An 11,713-nucleotide genomic window follows, 5' to 3' on the forward strand; every position below is an offset into this window, starting at 1 on the left:
CTCGAGTGGCGAGGCGGAGCGGCGTGTAGAGACGAAGCGGCGTGGCGGCGTGGCAGCGTGGCGGCGTGGCGACGTGGCGGGTCACAACAGCGTGTCAGGGGCCATCCAGGATCCGTGGTATCACTTCCCACGAGAGTTAAAGTAGCCGGAGTGTATTTCGATTCGTAATGGTTTCGGGGGGTGAGACGAGCGGCGGTGAGCGTGACCGAACGAGCGATCTCACCGAGGGGACGCTCGTCCGGCCGATGTTTCGCCTCGCCTGGCCGCTCGTCGTGATTCAACTGCTGCAGGTCGCCTACAACGTCGGCGACACCTTCTGGCTCGGGATGCTCTCCGAGACCGCCGTCGGGGCGATCAGCCTGGCGTTTCCGCTGATCTTCCTGTTGATCTCGCTGGGTGGTGGCTTCACCGCCGCGGGGGCGATTCTCATCGCCCAGCACACGGGCGCACGAACCGGCGACGACGGCCTGATCGCTGGCCAGACGGTCACGTTCATCTCCATCGTCGCGATCTGTCTCGGGGTGCTCGGCTACGTCGTGACCGACCCGATGCTCTCGATGCTCCCCGCAGACGCCGAGACGCAGGCCGAGATCATCCCCCAGGCGGCCGCCTACATGCGCGTCTTCTTCCTCGGGATGCCCTTCCTGTTCGGCTTCTTCGTCTTCGTCTCGCTGATGCGCGGCTACGGCAACACCCGCGCGCCGATGCGCGTGATGTTCATCAGCGTCCTCGTCAACCTCGCGCTCGACCCGCTGCTCATCTTCGGCGTCGGTCCCTTCCCGCGCATGGAGATTCAGGGAGCGGCGGTCGCGACCGTCGTCTCGAGAGGTCTCGCCACTGCGATCGGCTTCTACATCCTCTTTTACACCGACGTCGGCCCGACGATCGAACGCGCCCACCTCAGGCCGCGCCTCGAGTACGTCTCGAAGATCACCCGTCTGGGCGTACCGACGGCGCTCGAGCAGTCGATGAGTTCGCTCGCGATGGTTACGCTGACGGCGATGATCGCGACCTTCCCGCCCGCCGTCGTCGCCGCCTACGGCCTGGGTAACCGTCTGATCTCGCTGGCGTTTCTCCCCGCGATGGGGATGGGCCAGGCGACCGATACGATCGTCGGGAAGAATTTGGGTGCCGGGAAGCCAGAGCGCGCCGAGCGGGCGACCTGGATCGCCTCCGGAGTGATCGGTGCGATCATGTTCGCGGGCGCGCTCGTCGCCTACGTCTTCGCCGAACCGATCGTCGGCGTCTTCATGATGGCGGACACCGAGGGTGCGGCCGCGACCATCGCCTACGGGACGACCTACCTGCGTTTCGCCGCGGTGATGTTCGTCTTCATGGGCGTCTTACAGGTCATCCTCGGCGCGTTCCGCGGCGCGGGGAACACGAAGACGGCGCTCGCGTTCTCCGTCGTCACCCTCTGGCTGGCGCGCGTGCCGGTCACCTACGTCCTGGTGTTCGTCGAGGGCTGGGGCACCACCGGCATCTGGCTCGGTGTCGTCGTCGGCGACATCGTCGGCGCGACCGCCGCCATCGCCTACTTCACCCGTGGTACCTGGAAGGGGTCGCTCGTCGACGAGCGAGAGGACTCGAGCGGCGTCCCACCGACCGACGACTGAGACGGACACCACGAGCCACGACACCGCGGTGCCCGCCGAGTTCGTCCCGGCCATCGCCCAACCTGGCCGTCCCGGCTCGAGCGACACCGTTAGGAGTCGGCGGCCGCAGGGAGCGTAAACGAGAACGTCGTCCCCTGCCCGGGTTCGGAGTCGACCTCGATCTCACCGCCGTGGCGCTCGACGATGCGTTCACACAGCGCCAGGCCGATGCCCGTCCCCTCGAACTCCTCACGGGTGTGGAGCCGTTCGAAGACGTCGAAGATCCGGTCCTGACTGCCGGAATCGATCCCGATGCCGTCGTCTGAAACCGTAATCAGCCACTCGTCTCCAACGCGTTCGGTCTCGACCTCGATCTGTGGTGGCACCTCGCCGGAATACTTGACCGCGTTGCTCAACAGGTTCTGGAACAACTGTCGAAGCTGGTTCCCGTCACCTTCGACCACTGGGAGCGAGTCGGCCGTGAGGTGCGCCTCGCTCTCCTCGAGTTGAAAGTGGAGGTCGTCACAGACGTCCGCGAAGACGGCGTCGAGATCGACCGGCTCGAGCGGCTCTCCTCGCGTCTCGATGCGCGAGTACGCGAGCAGGCTCTCGATCATCTCGCGCATCCGTTCGGCACCGTCGACGGCGAACGCGAGAAACTCCCGACTCTCCTCGGAGAGCCCATCCTCCCGGTCCTCGATGAGCCGGAGGAAACTCGAGACCATCCGTAACGGCTCCTGGAGGTCGTGAGAGGCAGCGTAGGCGAAGTCCTCGAGGCGCTCGTTGGAGGCCTCGAGACGCGTAATCGTCCGCTCGAGCAGGCGACGAGTCTCCTCGAGTTCTTGCTCGTACTCGCGCTGGTCGGTGACGTCGATGATGACGCCTTCGATGGTCTCGACCGAGCCGTCCGCAGCGTAGACGCCTCGGCCCTGTTCGCTGACCCAGCGCCGCTCGCCGTCGGCGGTCTGGATCGGATAGATCAGCTGGAACGGCTCGCGTCGCTCGAGAGCAGTCTGTACCGTCTCCCAGATCCAGTCCCAGTCGACGTCCGCCGCGTAGATATCGTGCCACGACACCTCTCCACGCTCCAGCGCGGCCGAGTCGTACCCCGTGATATCGGCGACACCCTCGCTGACGAACGTGGTGGGCCACCCGGGGGCGTTGTCGACGCGATAGACCAGCCCCGGGATGTTGCTGATCAGCCGCGAGAGCTGGCGTGCTTTCTCGACGCGCTCACTGATGTCGCGTCCGATACCGGTCAGCACCGTCTCTCCATCGAGGTCCTCGAGTGCAACGGCGACGAACTCGTAGGGAATCTGTTCGCCGTCGGCCGTCAGGACCGCCGACTCGACGCGAGCGTCACCGGTCTCGAGCACCTCCTCGATGGCAGCGACGATGTGGGGCTGTTCCGCTTCGTCGAAGAACTCGAGTGCGTGCATCTCGGCGATCTCCGCGTCCGAGTACCCCGTCACGTCGGCCAGACTCCGGTTCCAGCGCTGGAGGAACCCCTCGGCGTCGATCACGTAGAACACGTCGTCGATGGCGTCGAGAACGTCGTCGGTGTAAGCTTTGTACCGCTGGAGTTGCCGCTCGCGTTCGCGGGCCTCTCGCTCACGCATTTTTCGTTCGGTGACGTCGCTCAGAATGCCGATCATACGTCGGTCGCCCCCCTCGTCTGCGATCAGCCGGCCGCGGGCTTCGACCCAGATCCAGCCTCCATCCGCGTGTCGGAGGCTGAACTCCGTCTTGTACGGCTCGCTGTGCGCAACGGTCCGTTCGACCGCCGACTCGACGCGTGGCCAGTCGTCCGGATGGACGTACCGTTCGACCGCCTGGATCGTCCCCTCGAACGCGCCCGGTTCGAGTCCGAGCAGCCGCTCGAGCGACTCGCTCCAGGTGACCTCGTCGGACGCCAGGTCCCACTCCCAGACACCCGTATTCGATCCCTCGAGTGCGAGCGCGAGTCGCCGTTTCGTCTCGCGGAGTTCGCGTTCGCGTCGTCTGCGTTCGGTGACGTCTCGAGCGGAGACGACGATCGAGACGACCGCTCCCGTCTCGTCTACCACCGGTCGGAACGTTCCCTCCACCCAGAAGCGACCCGCGTCTGGAACGTCGAGGTGAGCCTCGTACCCGACGTACTCGCCCGTGATGGCGCGGTCGATCCACCGCTCGAGCGCCTCCGTCGGTGTGTCCTTCCACCACGGCGTCTCCGGGAACGGGTCGCCGAGTACGGTCTCACGGTCGGCGTCGACGTACTCGAAAGCCGTCTCGTTGACGTGTCGTAACGTCCCGTCCGGGTCGATCAGCGCGACGAGCATATTCGGGTCGTCGAAGACGGCCTCGAACCACTGTTCGCTCCGGTGTCGTTCCCGCTCGCGGTGTTGCAATTCGTCCGCCAACTCCTCGACCGCTTCGGCCAACTGGCCCACCTCGCCGGTTCGATCCGTCGGCACGTCCACGTCGTACTCGCCCGCTGTGAGTCGGTCGACCGCTTCCGTCAGCCGGTCGAGGGGGCTCCCCGAATCCACTCGAGCGACGAGTCCAACGAGGGCGCTCAGCAAAACGGCGTTCAGTACCGCCGGCCCGCTCCCGATCCCAGGAGTCACACGGACATCGAGCGAAACACCGTCGGCCGCGAGGGCAGCCACCCAACCGAATGCCATGTGCGAACGTACCCCGTCCACGGTGAAGACTGTCCGGTATCGTTCCCAAACGGCACCTGTAGTATCTAACGGAGTATCAGCCGGACCGGGCACGCATCGGGCGGAACCGACACCAGTCGCACTCGACGGAGCGGCGCTCAGTCACCGGTCGTGAGCCGCCACTCGTCGTCTCGCGTCGCCTCGAGCAGCCCACGGCGTTCCATCTCGGTCAGCACCTCGAGCACGCGCCCTGGCTGGGCGATCTCCATCTCGATGCGGCGGATGTCGTGGGAGGCGGTGAGCGCGTGGCAGATCTCGTCGACGGTGAACGACTCCTGGTCGGCCCGCGCCATCGCACTCGAGATGAGGTCGACCATGTCCTCGATGAAGTTCCACGGGTAGACGACCCAGGTCCACTCCTCGAGCCGTTCGCCGACGTAGTCGGGTTCGAACGCGCTGGTCTGGAGGAGCTGTAAGGTGGCGGTTCTGACCCGGCGCGCGCCACGGTCGGTGACGTACTCGTGGGCGCGCTCGATCGAGCCGCCGGTGTCGGCGATGTCGTCGATGATCAGGACGTCTTTGTCTCTCACACTGCCCTCGGGCATCGGGTAGCGGATCGTCGGCTCACCCGACTTCTGGGCGGTGCCGACGTAGTGTTCCATCTTGAGGCTGGTCAGGTCGTCGAGACCGAGAAAGTCACAGAGACACCGGCCGGCGAACCAGCCACCGCGCGCCAGCGCGACGACGACGTCGGGTTCGAACGAGTCACGGCGAACCTCGGTGGCGACGTCGCGACACAGCCCGTAGATGTACTCCCAGTTGGTGATCGTACAGTCGAAGTCCTCCGGTAGGTCGGACATGCTCTCGAGTGTGCACTCGTGAGCGACCGGTATAAGTGAGACCGAAAGCGGCCAGCGAGACCGTCAGCGACGCAGTGGCTCGCGCTGGAGTGTCTCGGGTTCGAGATCCATCCCGCGAACGAGCGCCGACCGGATGGGATCGGCGTCGAAGCGGGCGGTGTCACGGTCGAGACCCTCCGCGGGCAGGTCGAACCGGTCGGTGACGACCGATTCGACGAAGCGCTCGAGGTCGGGAGTCCGTTCGATCGGAGTCGTGACGGGACCGACGTCGGGGAACCGTCCGGGGATCGGCACGGGTGGCTTCGGGAACGGCCCGTCCCAGAAGTCGGGGTGGAGCGGCCGGAGGTCTTCCCGGAGGATGTCGAGACCGGCCAGACAGCCCGGAATCGACGTGCCCGTCGCCGGTGGCTTGCCGCCGCTCTTCTGCGTACCCGCGAGATCGAACCACTCACACCCGGCGAGGGCGAGACCGCGGTCGTCGACGACCGCCCCACAGAGGTCCGCCTCGAGCGGCGTGCCGAGTTCGGTCGTCAGTTCACACTCGGTGCCGTCGACGTCGTACGAGATCGGGTAGCCGTCTACGTCGAGGACGCCCTCGCCCTCGATGACGGTGCCGTCGAGACGCCACTCGACCGTCTCGAGCGGGTAGGCGAGCAGGGACTTCTCGAGCGAGGCGGTGATCCGTCTGGCGACGGTCTCGACGGTGTAGGTCGCCGAGTGTTCGATGGGGACGAGTCCGCCGCCGAACCGGCCACCGCCGAGACCGTAGGAGGAGCGACACTCGAACTCGGTCCAGGTCTCGACACCACTGTCGATCTCCTCGCGGTCGGTGATCTCGACGACGGTGTCGACCTCGACGCCGGGCTGTGGCCGCTCGTAGGTGACGAACGTCAACTCGAGGACGGCACCGACCCGACGTACCCGACACTTCGCGTAGCGCTGGTCGGCGGTTCTGACGGCGAACGTGGTCCAGCCTGGCGACCAGGGTGAGAAGGGCGTGCTTGGAATCGCCGAGGCCGAGACGAACGTCGTCCCGTCGCCCTGGTAGTCGAGTTGCTCGAGGTCGATCGGCGTCAGGTTGGCGAAGGACGTCCACCCGAGGGGGACGATCGTCGCCCCGTTGTGGGCGCGAACGCCGTCGCCCGAGGCGCGCCAACTGAGATCGATTCCCGACTGGACGGGAGTGGCGAGTGAGTCGACCGTGCCCGTGTCGAGGTCGACGCCGTTTCCCGGCGCGAGCCCGACCATCCCGGAGGCGGCGAGCGGGAGCGACTCGTCGTAGGCGGCGTTTCCGGCGAGGAGCAGGCTATCGGGGGTGATCTCGACCGACTCGACGGTGAACACCTCCGCGAGCGGACCGAGCGGGATCGACAGCGAGTCGACGTCGGCGAGTTCGGAGCCGACAAAGTCGTCGACGAAGCCGCTCGCCATCCGGTCACCGATGACGTCGACGAGTTTGATGACGACGAACGCGGTGATCGCCCCCGCGATACCGCCCGTGATGGCCCCGATGACGGCACCGGCAATCGACGCCCAGGTCGACAGCTTGACGTCGACGTCGATGTCCTCCTCGATGTTCACGACGATCTCGCCATCTTCGAACTCGAGGGTGATCTCGAGGAGGATGTCCGCCTCGACGTCGAAGGGGATTTTTTTGTAGCTGCCACTGCCCTCGGCAGTCCCCGTGACCTCGATGTGGCCGTCGACGAACCGGACCTCGAGCGACTCGAGCGAGAGATCGTCCACCTCGTCGACGTCGTCGACCGGAATCGGCGCAGAGCCGGTGAAGCGACACGGCGAGTCCAGCACGTCCGGATCGACGTCGAGCGCCTCGGCGAGTTCCGAACAGAGCAGCCGCGAGATGACCGTCTCCTCGTCGACCATGACGACGATGGGGTTCGCCGCCGTCGTCTGGCTCGTCTGGAAGGCGTCCGGGTTGCCGGTCGTCTCCGGATGGGTCGCCATGAGGAACGCCAGACAGTTGCTCGAGTCGGTCCTGATGAGACGGGCGTCGAGGTCGACCGGCGTCGCGACGTCGTACTCGTGGTCGGGGTCGGAGACGACCGGCTGCAACTCGAGGGGCTGTGGCGTCAGCGGAATCTCCTCGCTGATCTCCTCGAGTTCGTCCCGGACGGTGATCGCCATCGCCTGGCTGATCGAATCTGCGTCACCGAGGAGTCCGTCACCGGCGTCGATGGTGGCCGCTGACTCGGCGGTGAAGCCGACGGCGACCTCGTCGACGTCCTCGTCGATCGGGAGGACGACCTCGCGCGCCTCGTCCTGCCCCGGGGCGTCGCGGATCTCGAACTCCTGCTGGATGAGAAAGCAGCCGTCGAGGTCCGGTGCGTCGACCTGTCCGGAGATCTCGATCAGCGAGGAACTGAACGGCAGACAGAACGTCACCGTCCGGTCGGTCGCCGGCTCGAGTCCGGCCACGCCGTGCTGGCCCCAGTCGTACTTACTGAGCAGGGGCGTCGTCGCCGGATCGTCGCTGAAGTCGACGAACGGCGTGTCGAAGAGGAAGTTGAACTCGATCTCGAGGGCGAAAATCGCTTCCGTATCGCGGATCTGTAGCGGCATCCCGAACTCGTCTCCGCCGGTGGCGAACTGGAGGGCGACCTGGTCGTTGAACTCGCGTTCGTCGATCTGGACGACCACGTCGTAGCCGTGCGTCGAGGTCATCGGTGCCCCTCCTCGACGGCAACAGACAGCGAACGCATCGAGACCGGCGGCTGAGCGCTGACCTGCTCGTCAGCCAGGATCGCACGGAGCCGACGCGTCTTCTCGGGAGCGATCTCGGCGAGCGCCGACGCCGGATCGAGGACGAACTGTGCGGCGTGTTCCGGATCGGCGTCGATCCACTCGAGGAGGTGTGGTTCGAGTTGGTTCACGAGCTCGAGGTCGCGCTCGTCGACGCCATCGGGGAGTGTCCCCTCCTCGAGGGCACGCCTGAGCCAGGGACCGAACGACTCGCTCGGCCTGAACGTGACCGTCACGTCCACGTCGACATCGTGTCCGGTGAGCGGCGTCGAGCCGACGCGGCCGTCCTCGTCGATCTCGGCTTCGAGAACCCGCTGGAGCAACGCCCCGCGGACACCAGCCGCCTCACTCGAGACCGGGCGTGCGCGTTCACGCGCCTCGTCGATGGCCGACTCGAGTGCGGCCGACGACGAGGGCCGACAGCGTCTCGATGTCGCCGTCTCGCGACGCGTCGCCTCTGCCTCGCGTCGGGCGGTCTCCTCCTCCTCGCGCCGAGCGATCTCCTCCTCCTCGAGCCGGTCGCGTTCGACGACGACCGCGTCGCCGTCGCTCGAGCGCTGACGGGTCAGGCGCTCGCGCGTCTTCGACTCCTCGTAGGAGAGTTCACGCGTCTCAGAGATCAGTTCGGCCGCCGATTCGATCATCGAACGCGCCGTCGCGTCACCGATACCGGAGATGGCAGTCAGCTCGGTTCGCGAGGCGCGGCCGATATCGTCGATCGTCTCGAATCCCGACCGCCGGAGCAGCGTCGCCCGCGACGGGCCGACGCCGTCGAGATCCTCGAGTGACGTCATCAGACACCACTCCCCTGACCGACCGGGCACCGTTTCTCACAATTCATCACACACATGTCTATCTTCCACCAATGGGTATTCCCCATAACCACAAATTCGCCACCATCGTAATAATACATCAGGTGAGTGAAGTTTCGATGGGCGCACATCCGGTGGAGTTATAACTGAGTTGTATTCTCTAGTTATACGATGACGACGCAACGACAGGCCGCTCGAGACGGGACGATCACACCCGAGATGGAACGCGTCGCACAGCGAGAACGGTGTGAGCCCGAGTTCGTCCGCGAGCACGTCGCGGCCGGAACCGCCGTTATTCCGGCGAACGTCCACCACGACTCGCTCGACCCGATGATCATCGGCGAGGCGTTCTCGACGAAGGTCAACGCCAACATCGGCAACTCGGAGACGACGAGCGACCTCGAGGAGGAACTCGAGAAACTCCACACGGCGGTCCACCACGGCGCGGACACGGTGATGGACTTAGGTACCGGTGGCGACCTCGACCGGATCCGCGAGGCGAACGTCGAACACTCACCGATCCCCGTCGGGACCGTCCCCATCTACGAGGCGGTCAAGCGCGCGGGCGGCCCGGACGAGTTGACGCCCGAGTTGTTACTCGAGGTGATCGAGAAACAGGCCGAGCAGGGCGTCGACTACATGACGATCCACGCGGGCATCCTCGCCGAGCACCTGCCGCTGACGGAGGGGCGAAAGACGGGCATCGTCTCCCGGGGCGGGTCGATCGTCGCGAAGTGGATGGAGACCCACGGCGAGCAGAACCCGCTCTTTCAGGTCTACGACGAGATCTGTGAGGTCTTCGTCGAACACGACGTGACCTTCAGCCTCGGCGACAGTCTGCGGCCAGGCTGTCTCGCCGACGCCTGCGACGAGGCACAGTACGCCGAACTCGACACGCTGGGCGAACTCACCCGCATCGCCACCGAGCGCGGCGCGCAGGTGATGGTCGAAGGTCCCGGCCACGTCCCGATGGACCGCATCGCCGAGAACGTCGAACGCCAGCGGGAGGTCTGTGACGGCGCGCCATTCTACGTCCTCGGCCCGCTCGTCACCGACATCGCCCCCGGCTACGACCACATCACGAGCGCCATCGGCGCGGCCATCGCCGCCCAGGAGGGTGCCGCCATGCTCTGTTACGTCACCCCCAAAGAGCACCTCGGCCTGCCCGAAAAGCAGGACGTCCGCGACGGACTCGCTGCCTACCGGATCGCCGCCCACGCGGGTGACGTGGCCAACGGTCTCCCCGGCGCGCGCGACTGGGACGACGCCCTCTCGGAGGCGCGCTACGCCTTCGACTGGACCGAGCAGTTCCGCCTCGCGCTCGACCCCGAACGCGCCCGCTCGTTCCACGACCAGACGCTCCCCGGCGACAACTACAAGGAGGCGCGCTTCTGCTCGATGTGCGGCGTCGACTTCTGCTCGATGCGCATCGACCAGGACGCCAGAGACGGCGACAGTCTCGAACACCTCGTCGCCGACACCGACCTCGAGACCTCCGCCGCCGCCGAGGTCAACCTCCCGCCGGTCGGCACCCACCACGACGCCCACCCCGCGAACGACGGAGCCGACCCGGCCGCCTCGAGTTCCGACGACTAGATTCTCGGTCCCCGCTGGCGCACGCTCCCGGTCGACCGATACGCCCTCCTCCCGACGCCGATGCGAACCGGTTTGACGCTCGAGACACAACCGGACGGCGATGCTCGAGGTCACACCCACGCTCGTCGTCGCCGCCGTCTCGCTCGCCGGTGCGGCCGGGCAGGCGGCGGTCACGGTCCGGTGGTACGAACCGCCGACGATCGACGAGCGCGAGCCGAATCCCGCCTTCGAGGCCGGGATCTTCTACCTCGTCTTCGCGGTCGCGTTCGCGGTGCTGGGGCTGGTGCTCTCGTCGCTGGCGGGCGCGTTCCCGCCGTACAGTCGGTTCCTCCCGCTCGTGCTCGTCCCGTTCGGCGCGTTCACCGTCTACGCCGCGGCGACGGGCCGGTTCGACGGCCGGGCGACCAGGGCCCAGATCGGAATGGGGGCGGTCTGCGGTCTCGTCCTGATCGTCTATCCGATCGCGTTCCTGGTCGTCTGAGCGGGGACACGCGTCGGCCGACGGCGGTGGCTTGATAGCCCGCCCGCTCGAGCGAAGTCGTATGGAGACGATTCGCGTCCGGACGGTCGACGCGTTCACGGACGAGCCGTTCGCCGGGAACCCCGCGGGAGTGGTGTGTGACGCCGACGGACTCACAGGCGACCAGCAACAGGCCATCGCATCCGAACTCGCGGTGAGCGAGACCGCCTTCCTGACGGCCAGTCCGCGCGCTGACTACCGGATTCGCTACTTCACGCCGACCCAGGAGGTACCCCTCTGTGGGCACGCGACGGTCGCCGCGGTGGCACACCTCCACGAGTCGGGCGCGCTCGAGGGCGAGCGGCTGACGCTCGAGACGGACGTCGGCGTCCTCGAGACCCGCGTCGACGACGACGGCACCGTCTGGATGGACCAGGACGCCCCGAGCGTCCGGCCGGCCGACCTCGCCTACAGCAGGCTCGCAGACGCCCTCGGCGTCGAGCAGGGCGCACTCGAGAGCGTCGGCCAGGACCTGCCGCTCGCGGTCGCCTCGACTGGGCTGCCCGCACTGGTGGTCCCGATCACCTACCTCTCGGAACTCGGCGATGCAACGCCGTCGGCCGCCGCCGTCGAGGCGCTCTGTGCGGAGGTCGACGCGACCGGCCTCTACCTGTTCACCTTCGATACGCTCGCCGCCGACGCGACGCTCCACGGCCGCTTCTTCGCACCCGGTGCCGGTGTCCCCGAGGACCCCGTGACCGGCACCGCCAGTGGCGCGGTCTGTGCCTACCTCGAGCGCTACGGTGCGTTCGACACCCCACCCGAGGAGTTCAGACTCGAGCAGGGCCACTTCCTCGAGCGGCCGGGCCAGGTCCGCGTCCGCCTCGCCGGCGGGGTGTCCGTGGGTGGGACGGCGGTGACGACGCTCGAGGGGACGCTCGTCGTACCCGACGCAGACGAGGAAGACATCATCGAAGTGTGAGATAGT

Annotated in this window: 8 protein-coding genes; 4 read left to right on the forward strand and 4 right to left on the reverse strand. The window is 66.8% G+C overall.

The features are described from left to right. Positions 1-167 precede the first annotated feature (167 nt). Complete coding sequence (locus N0B15_RS01150; protein ID WP_263005174.1) at positions 168-1,616, forward strand: MATE family efflux transporter; 1,449 nt, start codon at positions 168-170, stop codon at positions 1,614-1,616. Between the two features lie 89 nt (positions 1,617-1,705). Here the strand turns inward: N0B15_RS01150 and N0B15_RS01155 are convergent, their stop codons facing one another. From N0B15_RS01155 to N0B15_RS01170, 4 genes are all read right to left on the reverse strand, one after another. Next, a complete protein-coding gene (locus N0B15_RS01155) occupies positions 1,706-4,258 on the reverse strand; it encodes a PAS domain S-box protein (protein ID WP_263005175.1) in 2,553 nt (850 codons plus the stop codon). Positions 4,259-4,395: 137 nt separating this feature from the next. Continuing rightward, positions 4,396-5,097, reverse strand: coding sequence for a phosphoribosyltransferase (locus N0B15_RS01160; protein ID WP_263005176.1), 702 nt, complete (start codon positions 5,095-5,097; stop codon positions 4,396-4,398). Between the two features lie 63 nt (positions 5,098-5,160). After that, positions 5,161-7,779, reverse strand: coding sequence for a hypothetical protein (locus tag N0B15_RS01165; RefSeq protein WP_263005177.1), 2,619 nt, complete (start codon positions 7,777-7,779; stop codon positions 5,161-5,163). Further along, the gene (locus N0B15_RS01170) at positions 7,776-8,651 is read right to left on the reverse strand and encodes a helix-hairpin-helix domain-containing protein (RefSeq protein WP_263005179.1); all 876 of its coding nucleotides are present in this window, start codon (positions 8,649-8,651) and stop codon (positions 7,776-7,778) included. The genes N0B15_RS01165 and N0B15_RS01170 overlap by 4 nt, the downstream gene beginning before the upstream one ends. A 189-nt stretch (positions 8,652-8,840) precedes the next feature. Between N0B15_RS01170 and thiC the strand changes: the two genes are divergently transcribed. The 3 genes from thiC to N0B15_RS01185 all read left to right on the forward strand — a co-directional run bounded on the left by thiC (position 8,841) and on the right by N0B15_RS01185 (position 11,707). Further along, positions 8,841-10,265: a phosphomethylpyrimidine synthase ThiC gene (gene thiC / locus N0B15_RS01175; protein ID WP_263005180.1), complete on the forward strand. Its 1,425-nt coding sequence runs from the start codon at positions 8,841-8,843 to the stop codon at positions 10,263-10,265. Between the two features lie 100 nt (positions 10,266-10,365). Continuing rightward, on the forward strand, positions 10,366-10,746 hold the full coding sequence (locus N0B15_RS01180) for a hypothetical protein (protein ID WP_263017456.1): 381 nt from the start codon (positions 10,366-10,368) through the stop codon (positions 10,744-10,746). A gap of 61 nt (positions 10,747-10,807) precedes the next feature. Next, a complete protein-coding gene (locus N0B15_RS01185; RefSeq protein WP_263017457.1) occupies positions 10,808-11,707 on the forward strand; it encodes a PhzF family phenazine biosynthesis protein in 900 nt (299 codons plus the stop codon). Positions 11,708-11,713 lie beyond the last annotated feature (6 nt).

It is taken from the genome of Natronobiforma cellulositropha (assembly GCF_025629245.1).
Taxonomy (GTDB): Archaea; Halobacteriota; Halobacteria; order Halobacteriales; family Natrialbaceae; genus Natronobiforma; species Natronobiforma cellulositropha.